Source organism: Streptomyces sp. NPDC127084 (assembly GCF_042724175.1).
Taxonomy (GTDB): domain Bacteria; phylum Actinomycetota; class Actinomycetes; order Streptomycetales; family Streptomycetaceae; genus Streptomyces.
This window is the reverse complement of the sequence record NZ_JBHXFA010000143.1, coordinates 1-18916: the sequence shown is the minus strand read 5'-3', so window position 1 is coordinate 18916 and position 18916 is coordinate 1. Positions and strand designations below refer to the sequence as shown.

17 protein-coding genes are annotated in these 18916 nt (G+C 71.9%); 12 read left to right on the top strand and 5 right to left on the bottom strand.

The annotated features are described in order from the left end of the window. Window positions 1-124: 124 nt before the first annotated feature. Window positions 125-580 carry a hypothetical protein gene (locus tag ACFWI9_RS26905; protein WP_387165787.1) on the bottom strand — a complete coding sequence of 152 codons (456 nt, stop codon included), beginning with the start codon at window positions 578-580 and terminating at the stop codon, window positions 125-127. A gap of 306 nt (window positions 581-886) precedes the next feature. On the opposite strand from ACFWI9_RS26905, the gene ACFWI9_RS26900 reads away from it, so the two are divergent. From ACFWI9_RS26900 to ACFWI9_RS26880, 5 genes are all read left to right on the top strand, one after another. Further along, window positions 887-1510 (top strand): hypothetical protein, encoded by a 624-nt coding sequence (locus ACFWI9_RS26900; RefSeq protein ID WP_387165785.1) that lies wholly within the window; start codon window positions 887-889, stop codon window positions 1508-1510. A 164-nt stretch (window positions 1511-1674) separates the two neighbouring features. After that, on the top strand, window positions 1675-2295 hold the full coding sequence (locus ACFWI9_RS26895) for a sigma-70 family RNA polymerase sigma factor (RefSeq protein WP_387165783.1): 621 nt from the start codon (window positions 1675-1677) through the stop codon (window positions 2293-2295). Between the two features lie 141 nt (window positions 2296-2436). Further along, the gene (locus ACFWI9_RS26890; RefSeq protein ID WP_387165781.1) at window positions 2437-3492 is read left to right on the top strand and encodes an ABC transporter substrate-binding protein; all 1056 of its coding nucleotides are present in this window, start codon (window positions 2437-2439) and stop codon (window positions 3490-3492) included. A gap of 95 nt (window positions 3493-3587) precedes the next feature. Continuing rightward, the gene (locus tag ACFWI9_RS26885; RefSeq protein WP_387165789.1) at window positions 3588-4607 is read left to right on the top strand and encodes a FecCD family ABC transporter permease; all 1020 of its coding nucleotides are present in this window, start codon (window positions 3588-3590) and stop codon (window positions 4605-4607) included. Further along, entirely contained in the window at window positions 4604-5437 is an 834-nt protein-coding gene (locus tag ACFWI9_RS26880; RefSeq protein WP_387165779.1) for an ABC transporter ATP-binding protein, read from the top strand. Before ACFWI9_RS26885 ends, ACFWI9_RS26880 begins: the two co-directional genes overlap by 4 nt. A gap of 7 nt (window positions 5438-5444) precedes the next feature. Here ACFWI9_RS26880 and ACFWI9_RS26875 read toward each other — a convergent pair whose 3' ends face one another. Further along, complete coding sequence (locus ACFWI9_RS26875) at window positions 5445-5846, bottom strand: hypothetical protein (RefSeq protein WP_387165777.1); 402 nt, start codon at window positions 5844-5846, stop codon at window positions 5445-5447. A gap of 21 nt (window positions 5847-5867) precedes the next feature. Between ACFWI9_RS26875 and ACFWI9_RS26870 the strand changes: the two genes are divergently transcribed. From ACFWI9_RS26870 to ACFWI9_RS26855, 4 genes are read left to right on the top strand one after another with little or no spacing between them, the layout of a single operon-like run. Then, complete coding sequence (locus ACFWI9_RS26870) at window positions 5868-7199, top strand: MFS transporter (RefSeq protein ID WP_387165775.1); 1332 nt, start codon at window positions 5868-5870, stop codon at window positions 7197-7199. Window positions 7200-7241: 42 nt separating this feature from the next. Next, window positions 7242-9074 (top strand): asparagine synthase (glutamine-hydrolyzing), encoded by a 1833-nt coding sequence (gene asnB, locus ACFWI9_RS26865; protein ID WP_387165773.1) that lies wholly within the window; start codon window positions 7242-7244, stop codon window positions 9072-9074. Window positions 9075-9087: 13 nt separating this feature from the next. Continuing rightward, window positions 9088-10368: a cytochrome P450 gene (locus ACFWI9_RS26860; protein ID WP_387165771.1), complete on the top strand. Its 1281-nt coding sequence runs from the start codon at window positions 9088-9090 to the stop codon at window positions 10366-10368. After that, the gene (locus tag ACFWI9_RS26855; protein WP_387165769.1) at window positions 10359-11303 is read left to right on the top strand and encodes an L-tyrosine/L-tryptophan isonitrile synthase family protein; all 945 of its coding nucleotides are present in this window, start codon (window positions 10359-10361) and stop codon (window positions 11301-11303) included. Before ACFWI9_RS26860 ends, ACFWI9_RS26855 begins: the two co-directional genes overlap by 10 nt. Window positions 11304-11318: 15 nt before the next feature. On the opposite strand, the gene ACFWI9_RS26850 is transcribed toward ACFWI9_RS26855, so the two are convergent. Beyond that, on the bottom strand, window positions 11319-11693 hold the full coding sequence (locus ACFWI9_RS26850; RefSeq protein ID WP_387165767.1) for an HGxxPAAW family protein: 375 nt from the start codon (window positions 11691-11693) through the stop codon (window positions 11319-11321). A 118-nt stretch (window positions 11694-11811) separates the two neighbouring features. Here ACFWI9_RS26850 and ACFWI9_RS26845 point away from each other — a divergent pair, with 118 nt between their 5' ends. Further along, a complete protein-coding gene (locus ACFWI9_RS26845) occupies window positions 11812-12315 on the top strand; it encodes a MarR family winged helix-turn-helix transcriptional regulator (RefSeq protein ID WP_387165765.1) in 504 nt (167 codons plus the stop codon). Between the two features lie 243 nt (window positions 12316-12558). On the opposite strand, the gene ACFWI9_RS26840 is transcribed toward ACFWI9_RS26845, so the two are convergent. Both ACFWI9_RS26840 and lanL read right to left on the bottom strand, forming a co-directional pair. Continuing rightward, on the bottom strand, window positions 12559-13797 hold the full coding sequence (locus ACFWI9_RS26840; protein ID WP_387165763.1) for a GNAT family N-acetyltransferase: 1239 nt from the start codon (window positions 13795-13797) through the stop codon (window positions 12559-12561). Window positions 13798-13966: 169 nt separating this feature from the next. Further along, window positions 13967-16783, bottom strand: a complete 2817-nt coding sequence (lanL, locus tag ACFWI9_RS26835; protein WP_387165761.1) for a class IV lanthionine synthetase LanL — start codon at window positions 16781-16783, stop codon at window positions 13967-13969. A gap of 230 nt (window positions 16784-17013) precedes the next feature. Between lanL and ACFWI9_RS26830 the strand changes: the two genes are divergently transcribed. Next, window positions 17014-17139 (top strand): hypothetical protein, encoded by a 126-nt coding sequence (locus ACFWI9_RS26830; protein ID WP_387165759.1) that lies wholly within the window; start codon window positions 17014-17016, stop codon window positions 17137-17139. Window positions 17140-18207: 1068 nt separating this feature from the next. Then, complete coding sequence (locus tag ACFWI9_RS26825; protein ID WP_387165757.1) at window positions 18208-18840, top strand: LuxR C-terminal-related transcriptional regulator; 633 nt, start codon at window positions 18208-18210, stop codon at window positions 18838-18840. Window positions 18841-18916: the final 76 nt, after the last annotated feature.

Sequence of the window (18916 nt, the reverse complement as noted above, 5' to 3'; positions counted from 1 at the left end):
CCGCCGTCCGGGCCCTACAGCTCCGGGGGGGGCCCCCCCCCCCCCGTTCGGGCCCCACAACGCACCGCGGGCCCACCCCGTCATCTTGGATCCCCTCCACCCCCACGGGGGCCGCCGCCCACTGTTAGTGGGTGGTCGCCAGCCGCTCCACCAACGGCTCAAGCCGCCCGGCCCGCGCGGTGGACCAGCCAGCGAGCCCCGCGTTGAGCACCGCGAGACCGGCGATGACCACCAGCGCGGGCAGTGCCGCCCGCAACCGCTCGACGGGCTCGCCCGTACCGAGCAGCGCGTGCATGACCGCGTTCACCGCGAGCAGGTTCCCCGCCGCCACGATGCCCTGCCCGATCTCGCTCACCCCCACCCCCAGCAGCGAGGCCCGGTCCGCGCCCCAGGCCCTGCGTAAGGTGCCCAGCACCAGCCGCGGCATGGCCCTGAGCGCCGTGACCATCGTCAAGTCCAGCCAGGAATGCTCGTGTTCGGCCCACCCCGTGTCGTATCGCAGCGGCCCGCCGAACAACTCCCGCTCGGCGTCAGAGGCTTTCGCCTCCGTCATGCGTACGCGGCCGAAGAGTCCCCTCACATCGCCTCGCCTTCGTCGGCGGCGCGTACGAGGACGCGCCGAGGTGGGCAGTGCCGGGTCGAATGTCCCACTTCGGCGACGTGCGAAGGGCGGATTCCGGGGTTTCCCCTACCGGGTGCGAACGGCCGTTCCAGCGCCGGACGAGCCCCCACTCCAGCCGGCCACCACACCCCCGCGCGACCGGTCGGCCTTCCCCTGATTCCCCCGCACAACCCGGATGGCAGAGGGCGCTTGGACTCCGGACACGCCTGGTCCCGGGAAGGCGGTCTGCCGGGAGGCCGACCCGGGATGCGAGGATGAGGCGCCATGACTGCTGGGTGGTGTTCACGCACGCTGAGGGCCGCGGTGTTCGCGGCCGTATGCGTGGTGCTCGCCGCACTCGGGCACGTCATGATGTCCGGCGAGTCCGTCCCCTGGTGGACGCTCGTCGGCGGGTTCGGCGCGGCCGGCGCGTCGGGCTGGTGCCTGACGGGGTGTGAGCGGGGTCGTGGCGCCGTGGTGGCCATGGTGGTCGCCGTACAGACGGCGCTGCACTCGGGCTTCTCACTCGTACAGTCCAGGCACCCGCAGTCCCCGTACCCCGACCACGCGGCGCACTCCGCGTACCCGGAGCATCCTGGGCACCACATGGTGTCCCCCGGAATGGGGCCGGGCGATGAGACCTGGTCCTTCGGCATGCTCGCCGCGCACCTGCTGGCCGCGCTGCTCACCGGTCTCTGGCTCGCCTACGGCGAGCGGGCCGCCTTCCGGATCCTGCGCTCCGTCGCCGGGTGGCTGATCGCGCCGCTGCGGCTGCTGCTCGCGCTGCCGGCGCCACGGCACAGGCCGCGGCTGCGCGGTCGTCGTCGCCCGTCGCGGGTGGCACGACTGCTTTCCCTGGTCTACGTCATCGTCTCCCGAGGGCCGCCCGTGGGGACCGCTGTCGCCTGACGACAGCCGGATCCCCGAGGCGGCCCAAGTGCCCCTCGGGCACCGGTCGCAGCACCTGCGGAAGCGGGTGCCGTGCGGTCGGCCCCCACACACCGGTCCCAGGGCACCGCGGCGCCCTTCGTATGTCCCGGCCCTGGTTCCGGACGACCCGAGAAGGACACCAGGTGATCTCTTCCGCCCTGCCCGCTTCATGGGATGCGACGGACAGCAAGGAGATTCCGGCCGATGAGTCGATCACTTCCTGGGCGCTCGCCGCGCGCGGCGGTGACGCCGATGCCGTGGAGCGTTTCGTACGCGCCCTGCACCGCGACGTACTGCGCTATGTCGCCCACTTGTCCGGCGATCCGCAGTCGGCCGACGATCTCGTACAGGACACCTTCCTGCGTGCGCTCGGCAGCCTGCACCGCTTCGAAGGCCGGTCGTCGGCCCGCGCCTGGCTGCTGTCCATCGCCCGGCGGGCGGTGATCGACAGCTATCGGTACGCGGCCAGCAGGCCGCGGTTGCACGATGTGCCGGACTGGCAGCTCGCCGTCGAACTCGCCCAGCCGCGCGACCTGCCCGGCTTCGACGACGGAGTCGCACTGCTGGAACTGCTGGCGGCGCTGCCGCCCGAGCGCCGGGAGGCGTTCGTGCTCACCCAGATGGTGGGACTGCCCTACGCGGAGGCCGCGGCCCTGAGCGGCTGCCCGATCGGCACGGTGCGGTCCCGGGTGGCGCGTGCCCGGGCGACGCTGATGGAGCTACTCGCACAGGCGGAGGGGCGGCAGAGCGCGCTGGTTGCCTGACGGTCGCCCTCGGGTTCCGGCGCGTGCCCGGTTGCACGCGCCGGAATCCGCACACCGGTACGGGAACTCACACCGCACTCGGCCCGACTACTGGACCGGGGGTGAGCCCTGCCCCCGTGCCGAAGAGTTCTGGAGAGTCGAATGCGTTCTCGTGTGTGGTGGGGTACGGCGGTCGCCTTGTGCGGACTGCTCGCGGCAGGTTGCGGGAGTGGTGACGGCAAGAGCGCGGACACGTCCACCGGGAGTCGCGCGCCGGTGACCGTCACCGACTGCATGGGCGCCGAGACCACGTTCGACCGTGTGCCCGGCAGGATCGTCACCAGCAACGCGTCCAGCCTGGAACTGCTGCTCCGGCTGGGCGCGGGGGACAAGGTGGTCGGCACCGGCTTCCCGCCGGGCAAGGGAACACTGCCCGCTGCCCTGGACGCCCAGGCTCAGCGGGTCGCGGTGCTCGGCCGGACCGTCATCCCCAAGGAGAAGCTCCTCGGTTCCGGCGCCGACCTGTACATCGACACCTTCGCCTCGATGGGGAACATGGGCGGCGGAGGGATGGGGGACGCGCCGACCGCCGAGGAGTTCAAGGCGGCCGGCATCAAGCACGTCTTCCTCAAGTCCACGGCGTGCGCGGCACAGAACAAGGGACCGCTCACCGACCTGTCGGCGGTCGAGGAGGACATCACGGCGCTCGGGGCGGTCACCGGTACGAGCGCGAAGGCGAAGGAGCTCGTCACCGGGATGCGGGAGAAGGTGGACGGAGTACGGAAGGCGGTCGGCGGGACAGCGGAGCAGGCCAGGCCGACGTACTTCTTCTTCGACTTCGACGCGGGCACCAAGCAACCGATGGCCGTGTGCAACCGCCAGATCGCCCACGCCGTGATCACCCTGGCCGGGGCCCGCAATGCGTTCGCCGACTGCGACGGCGACTTCAAGCAGGTGAGCTGGGAGGACGTGGTTTCCAGGAACCCCGGCTGGATCCAGCTCGGGGTACGGAACCGGGGCAGCGAGGCCGCCAACGAGAAGGCCTTCGACGAGGCGCGGGAGTGGCTGGAGGGCAACCCCGCCACCAGCGGTCTGAAGGCCGTGAAGGAGGGCCGCTTCCTGCGGATCGCCTCCGAGCGCACCACCATCGCCGGTGTGGAGAACGCCGCGGTGGTCCAGGAGATCGCCAGGACCATCCATCCCGGGAAGGTCAAGTAGGCGTGCTGGACACACAGTCCAGGTCCAGGTCCAGGTCCTGGTCCAGGTCCGGGCGCGAAGGGTCCGGCGACGCGGCCCCGGGCGAGGCCCGGAGCCTGCCCGCCGGAATCTTCGCGATCGGTATCGGCGTCGCGCTGCTGGTGGGGCTGACGGCGGCGGTCTCCTGGGGGTCGACCTCCATCCCGCCCGCCGATGTGTGGGGCGTCGTGGGCAGACGCCTGACCGGCGAGCCGGCACGGCCCGGCACCAACGACCTGATCGTCTGGCAGCTACGGGTGCCCAGGGCCGTGCTCGCCGCGCTCGTCGGGGCGGGTCTGGGTCTGGTCGGCACGGCGGTGCAGGCTCTCGTACGCAACCCGCTGGCCGATCCGTACCTGCTCGGCATCTCCAACGGAGCCTCCCTGGGCGCGGTCGCCGCGATCGTGCTGGGCGCCGGGGCGGGCGGTGCGCTGGGTCTCGGGTTGTCCGGTGCCGCGTTCGCCGGCGCCCTGGGGACGTTCGCGCTGGTGTGGGCGGTGGCACGGCGCGGCGGTGGGTTCGCTCCGCTGCGGCTGGTGCTGGCGGGGGTGGCGATCGGGCAGTTCCTGTCCGGATTCACCAGCTATCTGGTGCTCCAGGCAGGCGACGAGCAGCAGACCCACAGCGTGCTCTTCTGGCTCATGGGCAGTCTGAGCGGTGCGAGTTGGCCGATGCTGGCGGTGCCTGCGGTAGCCGTACCGGTCGCCCTGCTGTGGCTCCAGGCACGTGCCCGGGGTCTGAACGCGCTGCTCATGGGGGACGAGACGGCGGCAGGCCTCGGTGTGGACGTCACCAGGCTGCGCCGGGAGCTGTTCACGGTGACCAGTGTGCTGACCGGGGTGCTGGTCGCCGTGTCCGGGGCGATCGCCTTCGTCGCGCTGATGGTGCCCCATGTCTGCCGGCTGGTCATCGGCGGCGACCACCGCCGGCTGCTGCCGGTCTCGGCGCTCCTCGGCGCACTGCTGATGGTGGTCGTGGACATCGTGTGCCGCACGGCCATGGACTCACAGGAACTGCCGGTGGGGGTCGTCACCTCGCTGATCGGGGCCCCGGCCCTGCTGTATCTGCTGGACCGGCGGCTGGGGAGCGTCAGTTGAGGATCGACATCGAGGACCTGCGCGTGGCCTACGCGGGCCGCACGGTGGTGTCGGGCGCCCGTCTGGTCGCCGCCGACGGGGAGATCACCGGCCTTGTCGGCCCGAACGGCAGCGGCAAGTCCACACTCCTGCGCACCGTCTACCGGCATCTGCGTCCGGTCGCGGGCCGGGTGCTACTGGCCGGCACGGACATCCGCGAGCTGGCCCCCGCCCGTGCGGCCCGCCATGTGGCGGCGCTGCCGCAGGAGCGGGGGAGCGACTTCGAGCTGACGGTGCGCGAGGTGGTGGCGATGGGGCGCACGCCGTACAAGCGGGCGTTCGCCGGAGACGATGCCACCGACCGGGAGCTGGTCGAGCGGGCGCTGCGGGATGTCGGCATGGCGACGGCGGCGGACCGGCGCTTTACGGCGCTTTCCGGCGGGGAGCGTCAACGTGTCCTGCTGGCAAGGGCGTTCGCCCAGAACCCGGATGTCCTGGTGCTGGACGAGCCGACCAACCACCTGGACGTGCGGCACCAGGTGGAGCTGCTGGCCCTGCTCCGGACGCGGCGCCGCACCACCCTGGTGTCCTTGCACGACCTCAACGCCGCCGCGTCCGTTTGCGACCGGCTGCATGTGCTGCACGCCGGGACGGTGGTCGCTTCCGGCCCACCGCGTGAGGTGATCACCCCCGAGCTGCTGGCCGAGGTGTTCGGGGTCCGGGCGGCCGTGCTGGAACACCCGCTGACGGGGGACCCGCTCATCGCCTTCGACCACACGTCACCGGCGGACGGCGACGCGCCGCCCCCGGTGACGGGCACGCACGCCGTGGGGGTGCCGCGCACCGGATGACCCGCGTTCATGCCGCCTGGCCGGGAACTCGACGTGCCGTACCGCCGACATCTGGGACGAGGCTGCCGTCCGGCGGCCGTCCGGCGAGGAAGGACGGGGCGGAAGGGTGACGCACCACGACCGGGGCTCGGCAGAGCCTGGTGGCATACCTGACGGCGAATCCACCGTGCGGGATGGCATACCCACCGTGCGGGATGGCGGCCATCGGCAGGCGGCCGACGCCTTTGGGCGGGATCGTGGCCCTGGGCGGGACGTTGCCCACGGGCAGGATCGCGGTCAGGGGCAGGACAGCGGCCATGGGGAGGGTCGCGGCTTCGAGCGGGACGGCATACCCACCGTGCGGGAAGGCGGCCCTGGGTGGGACGGTCCCCGTGGGCCGGACCGCGGCCACCAGCAGGGTCGTGATCATGGGCAGGACCGCTGGCTCCTGGTGGGTGTGGCGGGACTGCTGTCGTTCGTGGCGATGCTCGACATGAACATCGTCAATGTGGCGCTGGCCGCGATCTCAGGGGACCTGAAGGTGCCGGCCGCCACGGCCCAGTGGGTCGTGCTCGGCTATCAGCTTCCGGTCGTGGCACTGCTGCTGCCCGTCGGCCGTTGGCTGGACGGACCGGGTCGGCGGGCGGCGGTGCTGGGCGCGACCGCCGGGTTCGCTCTGTCCAGCGCCCTCGCCGCAGCCGCGCCATCGGCCGGGCCGCTGATCGGCGCCCGGGTGGTGCAGGGGATGTTCGGCGCGGTCCTGTTCGTGCTGATGCCGGTGCTGGCCATGGGATCGGTGCGCCCCGCGCTGCGGGCGCGGGCGATGAGTGTGCCCGCGACACTGGGGCCGCTCGGCGCGGTGGCCGGGCCCGCGATCGGCGGGCTGCTGCTGGACGCGATGGGCTGGCGCGCGGTGTTCCTCGTCAAGATCCCGGTCTGCGCGCTGGCGCTGGTCGTGGCGTGGAAGGCCATGCCGGGCGACGGGGGGCGGTTGCGGTTGCCCGCGCCGAAGGCGCTGCTTGACGCGTTGCCCGCCGCCGCGGGAGTAACGGTTCTGCTCCTGGCGCTGACCCTGGCCGCCGGTCACACCCCGTGGCTGGCCCTCGCGGTAGCAGCCGTACCGCCGCTGTGGTGGTGGCTGCGCGGGCCGGGCGGCAGGTCGGTGACGGGGGTGCTCCGGGTGCCCGGTCTGGCGCCCGCCCACGGGGCGGTTCTGGCCCTCGCTACGGGATTCGCCGCGACGCACTATGTCATCGCCCTCCACCTCCAGCGTGACGACGGGGTCAGCGCCACGGCCACCGGGCTGACCGTACTGGCCTTCCCGCTCGGCATGGGCATCGCGGGACCACTCGGCGGACGCCTTGCCGACCGGTACGGGGCGAGGCTGGTCGCGCTCGCCGGGGCCGTGGTCACCACGGCGGGCCTGTGCCTGCTGATCACACTGGGCGGCGACTGGTCACCGGGCGATGTGGCCTGGCGGCTCGCGCTCGCCGGCGCGGGCATGGGGCTGAACGGCGGCCCGACCCAAGCCCTGGTGATGGGCGCGGCGCCACCGGAGCGGGCCGCGACCGCGGGTTCCACCGTGCAACTCGCCCGCAGCCTCGGCTTCACCCTCGGCCCCGCGCTCGCCACCGCGGTCTGGGGTCTGGCCGGCACCGCGCACGGCGCGCGCACCGGCCTCGTCATGGCCGCCACCGCCGCCGCGTGCTCCATACCCCTGCTCGCCCTGCCCCCGCGCCGTGCCACCGACGTCCCGGCGGCCTCACCCGCTGCCCCACGCTGACCAACTCACACTGACCGCCCCGCACCGAACGAGGAGTTGCCCATGTGCGGAATCACCGGCTGGGTGTCCTTCCATGACGCCCCCCGTCCCCAGGCCCCAGTGATCGAGGCCATGACCGCCGCACTCACTCCGCGCGGCCCCGACGCGGGCGGCGTCTGGCTGGGCGAACACGCGGCGATCGGCCACCGCCGGCTGTCCGTCATCGATCTTCCGGGTGGCGTCCAACCGATGGCCGACCTGCCCGGCGACCCGGCCGTGGTGCTCAGCTACAGCGGCGAGGTCTACAACCACCACGAACTGCGCGCCCAGCTCAGGAACCTCGGGCACCGCTTCCGTACCCGCAGTGACACCGAGGTCGTGCTGCGTGCCTACGAGCAGTGGGGTGAGAACGTCGCCGAACACCTGGACGGGATGTTCGCCTTCGCCGTCTGGGACGTACGGGCCCGGCGCCTGCTCCTGGTCCGCGACCGGCTCGGCGTCAAGCCCCTTTTCTGGGCCGCCGTCGATGGCGGACTCGCCTTCGCTTCCGAGCCGAAGGCCCTCTTCGCCCACCCCGAGATACGGCCCCGTGTCGACGCGGATGGACTGAGGGAGGCGTACAGCCTGCTGTTCAACACCGGACCCACGCTCTGGTCGGGCGTCAGAGAGGTCGAGCCCGGCGGCATCCTGGTGCTGGACCGCGGCGGTGTCCGCGAGCTCCGCTACTGGCGGCTGGCAGCCAGGCCCCACCCCCGCGAGGACGACCGGGACACCACCGTCGAACGTGTCCGCCATCTCGTCGCGTCCGCGGCGCACAGCCAGCTTGAGGCGGATGTCCCGCTCTGCAGCCTGCTCTCCGGCGGCATCGACTCCACCGTGCTGACCGCGCTCCTCGCCGGCGAACTGCGCCGACGCGAAGGGCCGGACGCGCGTATCCGCTCCTACGCCGTCGACTACAGCGACCAGGCCGAGCACTTCACCGGCGACGTCCTGCGCACCGGCCACGACACCCCGTACGCCGCCGAAGCCGGGGCGTACATCGGCACGGACCACCGCACCGTCGTCCTCGATCCGCTCGCCCTGCTCGACCCGGAGCACCGCAGGGCGGTCGTGGTGGCGCGGGACTCGCCCATCGGGGTAGGGGACATGGACACCTCGCTGTATCTGCTGTTCGGGGAGATACGGCGGCACTCCACCGTCGCGCTGTCCGGTGAGGCCGCCGACGAGGTGTTCGGCGGCTACCCCTGGTTCCACAACCCCAACGCGCTGGCCGCCCCCACCTTCCCCTGGCTGCTGGTCACCGGCGACGAGGCCGCCATGCCGCTGAATCCCGAACTCGACCTGCGGATAGCCGAGTTCCGCGAGGACACCTACCGTGACGCACTGGCCGCCGTGCCGCACACCGACACTGAGACGGCCACCGAGCACCGGCAGCGCGAGATGCGGCACATCTCGCTGACCCGCTGGCTGCGCCAGCTCCTGCACCGCAAAGACCGGCTCAGCATGGCGCAGGGCCTGGAAGTGCGGGTGCCGTACTGCGACCACCGCCTGGTGGAGTACGCCTTCAACACGCCCTGGGAGACGCAGAGTTTCGACGGCAGGGAGAAGAGCCTGCTGCGCGCCGCAGGCAGCGGCCTCGCCCCCGAATCCGTGCTGCACCGGCCCAAGAACCACTACCCGGCCACCCACCACCCCGACTACAACCGCGGTCTCCAGGACCTGGCCCGGGAAGCGCTCGCCGTGGGGCAGGTACGCGCCCTCGCCGACGAGACCCTCATCAAACCCTGCCTCGACACCCCGCCAGAGCGGCTCCAGTGGGGGCACCGCCTCCGCCTCGAACGCGTCGTCGACCTCGCCCTGTGGCTGGACCACCACCAGCCGGAACTCGTCCTCTGAGGAGCGCAGCACCATGACCATCCAGGAACCGACACCGACCGCACCACTCCCTGAACCGGTGCCGCTGATCGGCTGCCCGTACAAGACCGACCCCTACCCCCTCTACGAGCGCATGCGCGAGGCCGGACCGGTGCACCGGGTGCTGTTCCCGAGCGGGGTGCGGGCCTGGCTCGTCACCGGATACGAGGCCGCCCACGCGGCTCTCAACGACGACCGCCTGGGCAAGAACCACGACCGGGGGAACGACCGCTGGCGGGCTCGCGCGTCGATCATGCCCGAGCCCCAGCACTCCCAGCTCCAGGTGCATCTCCTCCATCAGGACCCGCCCAAGCACACGCATATGCGGGGCTTCGTGACCGAAGCGTTCGCCCCCCGCCGTATCGACGCCCTGCTACCGCGTTTCCAGGAACTGGCGGACGCCGCTGTCGACGCGCTGCCCGAAACCGGTCCCACCGACCTCGTCTCCGGCTTCGCCGCGCACTACCCGTTCCAGGTGCTCGCCGAAGTCATCGGACTCCCGGAAGAGTTGGCGGACCGCTTTGACCGGGACTGGGGCAAGGTCGTCCAGCCCGTAGGGCCCACCGATCCGGGACGGCCGCTGTACGAGGCACGGCTGCACGGTCTCCAGAGCTATATCGCCGAGGTCGTCACCCACAAACGGACGCACCGGGGCGACGATCTGCTCAGTCGGCTCGCAGCCGCCCGGGACCGCGGCGAACTCTCCCAGGAAGAGCTGGACTCCATGATCTTCCAGCTCCTCGTGGCCGGCCAGGAACCGGTCACCAACCAGATCACGACCGCGCTCATCGCGCTCTTCCGCCACCCGGACGCACTCGACCGGCTGCGCCACGACCCGGGGCTGCTGCCGCGCGCGGTAGAGGAACTCCTGCGCTACGACAGCGCCTTCGAGCTGACCACCTGGCGCTTCTTCGCCGAGGACAGCGATCTGCACGGCACCGGGATCCCGGGTGGTGACTCCGTGATCGTCTCCCTGTGCGCCGCCAACCGCGACCCGATGCGTTTCGAGAAGCCCGATGAGCTCGACCTCGGCCGCAACCCCAATCCGCATCTCGCGTTCGGCCACGGCATCCACTTCTGCCCGGGCGCCGCGCTCGCCCGCGCCGAGCTCCGTATCGCTCTCGGCACCCTCATCACCAGGCTGCCCGGACTCCGGCTCGCCGTCCCGGACGAGGAACTCGCCTGGATTCCGGCCGTGCTGGGCCGTGGCACCAGCCTGCTGCCCGTCGCCTACGACCGCCGTGTCCGACCCCACGGAGGCTCCCCATGCGGCTGACCACCGCACCGGAAAGCCGACCCGCGCACCATGTCAGCGCGTCCGTCCTGAGCCTGCTGCTCCCTTACCACCGGGCAGCGGCCGGGACCGCGACCGCGGCCGCCGACGCCTTCCCCCACCAACTGCGCCGGATCGGCGCCTTCGTACACCGCGGCGAACCGATCGTCTTCACCCTGCCGGGCTTTCCCTGCAAGTCCCCGAACCCCGCCAAGGTCCTCGGCCATCTGCCGGACCAGGGCGAACGGCTCTCCCTGGGCTTCCTCAGCGAACTCTGCGCCAGGATCGGCGAGATCCATCCGCCCGGCGCCCGTATAGTCATCTGCTCGGACGGGCATGTGTTCGGCGATCTGATCCGCGTCCCCGACCGCCACATCGACGCCTACTCCGACGCGCTGCGGGGACTGATCTCCGAACTCGGCTGGGACCGGTTGTCCGTCTTCGACCTCAGGGACGTACTCGGCGACCTGCCGCATACGGCGAAACGCGCCCATGTGCACGAGCGGTACGCCCCCGCCCTCGACGCACTGCGCGCCGAGGTCCGGGCCGACGGTCACACCCTGGCGCTCTACCGGGGCATCACCCGGTTCCTCCTCGATGACGCCGCCGATTTCACGGGCACCCGCTCCGCCCGTCAGCGCGAGTGCCGGCGGCGCGCCTACGGCGTCATCCAGCGCAGCCGCGCCTGGGGGGAGCTGATCGCTGAGCACCATCCACGTTCCGTCCGGCTGTCCATCCACCCCCAGCCCGTCGGCGCGTCCAAGTTCGGCATCCGCCTGCTCGACGCGCCCGACGCCTGGACAACTCCCTGGCACTCGGCCGCCCTGCGCCGCCCGGACGGGAGCTGGACCCTGCTGCCCCGCGCCGAGGCCGCCCGACACGGGCGCCTGGTGCACCGGGACGGCAGGCCGAGCCATTTCGTACAGGGACCGCCGTGACCCGAGGGTCCCAGGTCACGGAGTGAGCGCACCGGAACGGCGCTCGGTGACCACCTGCTCACGATCGGGCAGGCCGGTCGGCCGTGCGGCGGTACCCCGCCGCCCGGCCAGCAGGCAGCCCAGGCATTCCTCGTGTCCCGCGCGTGCCGCGTGATCCCGCACGCGCATGCTCCACTGGTCGGCGGGGCGCGGTCCGGGCCGCTTTCCCCAGCCCGCGAGATGCAGGGCCCAGGTGACCAGCAGGGCCACCACCATCACGGCGATCCCCAGCCAGATGCCCGGACGCCAGCCGCAGATGCCCACGCCGACGACCGCGGCGCCGATGGTGGCGATGAAGGTGCCGGTCCATCCGGCGATGGTGTGGCCCTCGTCGTAGTGGTCTGCGCTCATGACTTCTGCTCCTTTGCGTCCCGGCCCGGCCGGTGCGTGATGTGGCCACCTGGCTGTGGCCGGAATTAAGATGCCTTAGCAAGTGAGGAATTTATCTTACGTACTAAGGAAAGTCCACATGGAGGGCAAGCCCCGCCCCGTCGCCACCCCCTTCGACGCCGTCAGCGCCATGGATCACCTGATCGCGACGAGCATGGTGGGCCAGCAGGAATACGCCCGGAATCTCGGCCTGAGCGTCACGGACCTGATCTGCTTCGCCTACGTACTCGAGGCGGGGGACTCCCCGGTGACCGCCGGTGACCTGGCCGAGCGCGCGCACGTCACGTCAGGGGCGGTGACCGGCATCCTCAACCGCCTGGAACGCGGCGGGTACGTCGTCAGGCGCCCCGACCCCGCCGACCGGCGCCGGGTGCGGGTGGTCGCCGTACCCGCGGCCGAGGAGCGTGTGCGAGCCATCTACGAGCCTTACTACCTGCGGCTCGTGGAGCTCTTCGCGGACTACACCCCCGACGAGGTCGCGGTGATCGCCGACTGGCTCAGCCGCACCGGAGCACTGGCGCGCTCCTATCTCGAGGAGTCGCGGCAGAGCGGCTCGTTCGGGGGTGACGCGGCTGGCGGCTGATGGTCGTCCAGGGCATCCGGAGTCCGCTGCGGACCTCCAGCGGCGGTGTCATGACCACGGCTCCCGGCGTGAGGGAGCCGTCAACGGGCGGGGTGGAACGGTTGGCGGTCCTGGCCTGGCAGTCGCCGGCGGCGGACCGGGAAGCCACGACGGCTGCGCGGCGCTCTCGAGGGCGGCCTTCGGCATCGCCGGGTCAGGCGGCCCCGTCGCAGGCCTCACCGTTGCGGTTGTCGGTGCACTCCGTCAGAAGGAGTGCGGCAGCCAAGGGGCCGTGTCATTGCCGAAGGCCAGGGAGGCCCGCGCGAGCGCACCCCGCTTCAGCTCGTCGGCCCGGCCCGCCCGGGCGAGGGCGGTCAGTGCGAAGCCGCCCAGGTAGACCGAGGCCAGGGCCGTCGCCTGCAGGGTCACGTCGGCAGGCGCGGCCGTGCGCGTGCACGATGCGCCGCGGCCGTCCCCCGCGAGCCGCCAACGGCCCTCGTTCCAGGGGCAGAAGGAGTCCTCGACTTCGAAGACGACATCGACCGGAGTGCGGTACGCGCGGGACTCCAGGGCGGCACCCACGTCCACCAGCCGGACGAACAACCCGTCCCGCAAATGCCGTTCGCAGCGGCGGACATCCGAGACGAGGTGCTGCCACACGTCGTCCACCGGACGGTTCTCCGCCATGAGCGTCGACGTCAGGTCGATCTCGAAGAAGAACCGCCACAGCATCGCGTACGCGGCCGGGTCCTGGGCGTCGAGGTCGCGCAGCACGATCGTCCCGCGGGCACCCGTGGCGTCCCACTGCGGGGTGTGCTGGAACCGGGCGTAGCCGACCGCCGTCCCGTCCCGCTCGGCGACGACGCACCGCAGTGGCGAGCCGCCGTCGTGCCCGCCGCCCCCGGGCGCGAGCACGGCCAGGCGCTCCCACCCGGGCAGCCGTGCCGGGGTGCCGGGCCGGTCCGCCACCTGGTCCGCGTACACCGCCTCGCAGGCCGGCAGCGCGGACAACGGATCGGCGTACCGCAGGCGCACCCCGTCCGCGCCGGTGCCGGCCGGCACCTCCATTCGTACGCGGGCCGTGTCGATGCTCGCCGACAACTGCTGCGTGGCCATGCCGTAGCCGAAGCGGCCGTAGATGCCCGGCTCGGAGGCCACCAGGGCTGCCAGTGGTTCGCCCCGTTCGCGGACATCGTCCAGCTGGCGCCGCATCATCTGCGTCATGAGCCCGCGCCTACGGTGCGTGGCGGCCACACTCACCATCGTCACCCCGGCGGTGTCGACCACGCTGCCGCCGGGCACAGACAGGCGCAGCGAGAAGGCCCCGGCAGTACCCACGCACTCGTCGCCGTCCCAGGCGGCAATGGAGCGGTCGTGTTCGGTCAGGCTCTGCCACAGCCCGCGCGCCTCCGGGGGCGTGGGCGGCCCGCCGAAGGCCCGCTCCACGGTCCCGTACCAGGTGTCCCACTCCTGGGCCTCCAACGTCCGCAACTGTGGCGCCATGAGCCACCTCTACCAGGGGCTTCGTGCTGCGGCGGGGTCACGGGGCTGCGTTCCCACTCGATCGGGCGAGCCGGGGGCCTGGCGGAGCGTCTCCGCAGGCCGCTCCTGAGGGACGGTGTCCGCAGTGGTGCGCGAGTAGTGCCACCGGGGTCCGCAGGCCTCCAGGCCGTCAGGAGGGAGACCGGTCAGTGGTCGGTGCCGACGTCGACGGCACCGTCCACGGCCGTGGGCCGCCGTGCCGCAGCCGCAGGAGGAAGTCGAGGATCCCCGCCGTCCCGTTGCCGTACTCGGAGCCGCAGGTCGCGTCGGCGACGAGACGCAGCCCGTCATACTCGCAGTGCTGGGCGTCGATGACCGCGGCGATGCCCTCGGCCTGTCTGCGGTAGCGGGCCTCTCCCGTGATCTCGGCCATGTCCAGAAGGAAGTGGCCGACCCCGGCGTTCCCGCAGCACGCGCCGGCGACCGCACGCCATGGATCGGCGACGCAGGCCGCCGCGGCCTGTCCGGCGAGTTCTGCGAAACGCGGCAGACCGGTCGAGGACCACAGCCGGATCAGGAAGGTGCCGATGCCGGCGGGACCGTTGCACCATTGTGTGCTCGGCCGGAGTTGTGGCTCGTACCCCACCTCCGTCGGCCACCCGGCCCGGCCGTCCACCACCAGGGCGGGGGGGGGGAGGGTCTCGCCCGCGCCGAGCGCGGCGGCTGCGAACCTGGCCGCTTTCCCGGTGCGTCCGCTGACGTCGGCGGCGGTAGCGGCGGCGAGCAGGAACGCCCCGACCCCCGCCGTCCCGTGGGCGAATCCGTGAGTGTGCGCTCCCGCGAGCGCGGAGTCCGTGTCCCGGGAGGTCGGCCAGGTCCAGTCGCCGTCCCGCCGGTCGGAGGTTTCCAGAACGGCATCGGCGCAGGCGAACGCGGCCGCGAGGTGGGCGTCGTCGGAGGTGGCTCGCCACAGGTGCAGCCGCGCGGTGCCGGCCCCGGACAGGCCGTGGGTGAAGTCGGGGCTCGGCCACCGCGTCGGCAGCCGCTCGACGAGGGTGACAGCCCGGTCGGCCATGGTGGTGTCGCCGAGAAACCGGGCGGCGTCGTGGAGCGCCCAGGCGGTGCCGGAACGGCCGAAGCACAGGCCGGGCAGCAGCCGGGGCACGTCGAACAGCCGGCCGTCGAGCCAGCGGGCGGCCTCGGCCACGGCGGTCGGCAGGGAGGAGCCGCCGCGGGCCTGCGCGGCGTGGGTGAGGGTGGTGAGTACACCGGCGGCACCGTTCCAGACGGTGCAGGGATCCGTGCGCGGTACTTTCCGCTCCGGCGCGGGCCAGAGGGTGGTGCGCCAGGGCGTCATGGTGCGTTGCAGATGGGCGAGGCCGTCGTCGATCAGCCGGTCGATCGCGGCCGCCCGGTACGGAGGCAGCGCGTCCTGCCGCGCCGGTGTCCGGGCGGGAGCCGCGGCCGGAGCGGACGCCGTGGCCCCGGGCCCACGGGTGTCCGTACCGTTCCGGTCGGCCAGCCAGGTTTGTGCGTGCGGGAGGGTCCACCGCTCGCCGGGGTCGGCCCGGGTCAGACCGTCGATCAGTTCGCCGAACGGTGCCAGCGGGGGATGGCACAGGGCAATGAGCGCGAGCGCCCGTCGCGCGTCCTCCGGTCGGTCGGCGCTGTCGGACCAGCCCGCTGCCCACCGCGGATCGAGGTCGGTCAGGAGCGAGAAGATGACCACCCCGAGGCTGAACCGGTCCGCCTCCGGCCCAGCGACCCTGCCGGACTCCGCGGGCGACGCGTGCAGGCCGAGGGCCCTGACCTCGGGTGCGGCGTATCCCCGCGTGTACGCCGGAGCGCGGTCTCGGCCCGCTTCCGTGACGTACTCCGTGTCGATCAGCCGCACTTCCCCGGTCGGGGTGACCATCACGTTGTGCGGTTTGAGGTCGCGGACCACGAACCCGGCCCCGTGCACGGTCCTCAGCAGCGCCACCAACCGCGACACCATGGCAAAGGCCTCGCCCGCCTCCGGCCCGCCGTCGCGGACGCGCGCCGCCTGCCACCGGTGCAGGGACTGTCCGGGGACGAGTTCCTCGGCGAGGAACAAGTCCCCCTGCTCCTCGAACAGATGCACCTTCCCGGGAGTGACACCCAGCGGTGCGAGCAGCTCCAGCATCCGGGACTCGTCCCGCAGCCGGTCGCGCACATCGGTTCCGTCCAGCCGGGCGCCGACGTGTGCCCGCGCGTGCTTGACGACGACCTCGCGGCCCGTCCGCTCGTCCAACGCCCGGTAGACGCCACCCTTGTTCGCGTGCCGGACGGCCCGCAGCACCCTGAAGCGGCTTCCCAGCAACACCGGTGGAGCCGTCGCCGCCGAGCCTGCCGCAGTGGCGGCCGCTTCGGGGAAGGGGTACGCGGCCCACGGCGGTATGCGGAAGCCCGCAGCGCGCTCGTCCTTGATCCTGCTGCCGTCCGGGCCGGTCATCCACGGCTCGAACACGCCGTCGTCGGTGAGGACCATATCGGTGCTGAACTGCCCGTACCGGAAGAAGACGAGGCTGCCGGGCCGCACCGGTTTGTCGGACAGGATCCGCGGTCCGCTCAGTCCGGCCGTCACCGCATCCAACGCGCCCGCCAGGAGGCGGAAATGATCGTCGTCGTCCGGATATACCGTGATGAACTTCCCGCCCATGCCCCGGTCGTACCAGACGTCCCCGAGACGGACGACCCGCTCCAGGTCGACGGCGAACTTGAAGGCGGCCGCGTGCCGGGTGAGCACCTCCGCCGACCGGGCGAGGACGAGGGGCGCCGAGAGCGGTGTGGCCGACACGTGCAGCTTCCATCCGTGTTCGCGCCGCACGGCGCGATCCGGAGGCCGTGCGAAGCACCACGCATCCGTCGGCTGCAACGTCCACCGCTGCCCCCCGCAGCGGCTCAGCACGGCACGTGCGACATCGAGCAGCAGGAGCGAGTCGGCGGACTCCTTGCCCGGCCGGGCGGGCTGCGGATTCGTGGTCATGCGAGGTCGGCGCTCTCTCGGATCCCCGGGTTTCACGCTCCGTATGCGCGGCTCACCAGTCTATGCCCGCCCGGTCGTGCGTTCCTGTCGACCGATCGCGCCCCAAAGGTGTATGTTTGCACTCAGAGTGCAAATAAATCCTCAAGATCGGTTTTCTGGCGATTTATTGAGGTATCGACCTTTTGCCCGGGTCGAGGTGGCCCGGGAAGCCCGAAGAGAGAGGCAAGACGATGATCGAGACGACTGCCGACCTTGACGCCCTGGAGCTGCTGCCGCAGGAGGAGGAGCAGGAGCTTCAGGAGAGGGACTGCACGGGTTGGTCCACCTGCACGTTCACCCTGGCGGGTGATGAATGACCGAGTGCGAATCGCCTGATCCCAGCCCGCACGGCGGGGATCAGGCGCGTACCCGCAGGGAGGCGGATACCTTTCCTCAAGAGGTGGAGAAGTGGCTGCCCGAGGCGGATTCCGTCGAGAACGGCGTGCTGCTGCGGGAGGCTGGACGTCGGAGATGCGCCGCTTGGAGCTCCGCGGTCCGGGAGGCTGTGTGCGGCACGCGGAGAGCCTGCTGACGCGTGAAGCGACCGTCCTGCGCCTGCTGGACGGCGCGGACGTACCCGCGGTCACGCTCGCGGCGGTGGAAACGACGGCCCAGTACTGAGAGCACCCTCCGTGCTGATGGCAGTTGCCCGGAACCGTGCGCCTGGGCTGCTTCCCCCACCGGGACTTCCGTCCGGGAAACGGCATCCGTGTCGGCCCTCGCCCTGTTGCACGGGATCCCCACGGGCGTGCGCTTTGCCGATGCTGCGCAAAGTGCGTGTTGCGTCCCCGGCCCCACCGTGCCGATCAGGTGCGCGAACAGCGGCGCAGCCTGCCATGCGGATGATCTCGACGTATTCACGGGTGCCCCCAGAGGGCCGGATTACGGGCGGCCGTGCCGGCGGATGGACCGCTGTGACCCAACCCCTGTGACCCAACCCGGGCAAACCCTGCCGCACCAGGCCCGGTCGGACCCCACCGGACCCGGGTCGGGCAGGTCCGGGACGCGGTGCGGGCCGTCGTGCGGGCAAGTCCGGCTGCGCCGCGACGGGTGGGCGTACAGGGGCAGAAGCGTCCAGTTCGCCCAAGGAGACGGCAGAGAATTGATCCTTGTGCCCGCCGCTCTGAACCTCGCCGCGGAAGCGACCGTCACCTATGGCAGAGCGCTATACGGGGAGCGCTCGGTATCCGACCACGACGAGGCACAACGAAAGACGCAGGGGAGAAGAACGGTTGCGCAGCTCACTACGCACCATACGATCCGGCTCGACAGCATCGGCCGCCACGTTGGGCCGGGAGCACGTCCCGGCTCCGGCAGCTGTCCCGGCTCGGGCAGTTGTCACCACGGCTTCCGCAGCTTCCCCGGCTGCGGCCGAGATCGGAAGGGTGGACCCCGGCCACCACATACCCGTCGTCGTGCACGCGGCGGACCCGATCTCCCGGGCAGGGGTGCTCAGCCAGTTGCGCCGGCATCCGGTGATCGAGCTTCACGAGGACGCGGAGGCCAGGCCGGGGACCGTGGCGGTGCTTGTCGGTGAGACCCCCGACGAAACCACGCTCACCCGGCTGCGGCGGCTGGTGCGCAGCGAGGGCGCCCGCGCCGTGCTGGTGGTGAGTGCGGTACGGGAGGCCGAACTCCTCGATGTCATCGAGTCCGGAGTCGGGGCAGTCGTCTGGCGCCATGAAGCCACCGGCCACCGCCTGTCGCAGGCCGTGCTCGCGGCTTCCCGAGGCGACGGCGACCTGCCGGCCGACCTGCTGGGCCGCCTGATGAGCCAGGTGGGCACCCTCCAGCGTTCCGCGGGCGGCCAGACCGGGGCCCCGGGCCAGGGGATGGCGGCGCGTGAGGTGGACGTCCTGCGGCTGGTCGCCGAAGGGCTCGACACCAGTGAGATCGCGGGCAAACTCTCGTACTCGGAACGCACGGTCAAGAACGTCATGCATGGGCTGACCACCCGACTGCACCTGCGCAACCGGGCACATGCCGTGGCCTACGCACTGCGCGAGGGCTATCTCTAGTGCCGCGTCAGGCAAGGTTTGCCCGTCAAGGAGCGGCGTCCGGTGCATGGGCCCCCTTTCCAGGCTTTGCCTGTCG

What these genes read in the sequence shown, in the direction of transcription:
- ACFWI9_RS26855 (WP_387165769.1), top strand. Translation starts at nt 10,359, where the DNA reads ATGCGGCTGACCACCGCACCGGAAAGCCGACCCGCGCACCATGTCAGC.
- asnB (WP_387165773.1), top strand. Translation starts at nt 7,242, where the DNA reads ATGTGCGGAATCACCGGCTGGGTGTCCTTCCATGACGCCCCCCGTCCC.
- ACFWI9_RS26900 (WP_387165785.1), top strand. Translation starts at nt 887, where the DNA reads ATGACTGCTGGGTGGTGTTCACGCACGCTGAGGGCCGCGGTGTTCGCG.
- ACFWI9_RS26840 (WP_387165763.1), bottom strand. Translation starts at nt 13,797, where the DNA reads ATGGCGCCACAGTTGCGGACGTTGGAGGCCCAGGAGTGGGACACCTGG.
- ACFWI9_RS26830 (WP_387165759.1), top strand. Translation starts at nt 17,014, where the DNA reads ATGATCGAGACGACTGCCGACCTTGACGCCCTGGAGCTGCTGCCGCAG.
- lanL (WP_387165761.1), bottom strand. Translation starts at nt 16,783, where the DNA reads ATGACCACGAATCCGCAGCCCGCCCGGCCGGGCAAGGAGTCCGCCGAC.
- ACFWI9_RS26875 (WP_387165777.1), bottom strand. Translation starts at nt 5,846, where the DNA reads ATGATCACGACCCTGCTGGTGGCCGCGGTCCGGCCCACGGGGACCGTC.
- ACFWI9_RS26845 (WP_387165765.1), top strand. Translation starts at nt 11,812, where the DNA reads ATGGAGGGCAAGCCCCGCCCCGTCGCCACCCCCTTCGACGCCGTCAGC.
- ACFWI9_RS26860 (WP_387165771.1), top strand. Translation starts at nt 9,088, where the DNA reads ATGACCATCCAGGAACCGACACCGACCGCACCACTCCCTGAACCGGTG.
- ACFWI9_RS26890 (WP_387165781.1), top strand. Translation starts at nt 2,437, where the DNA reads ATGCGTTCTCGTGTGTGGTGGGGTACGGCGGTCGCCTTGTGCGGACTG.
- ACFWI9_RS26850 (WP_387165767.1), bottom strand. Translation starts at nt 11,693, where the DNA reads ATGAGCGCAGACCACTACGACGAGGGCCACACCATCGCCGGATGGACC.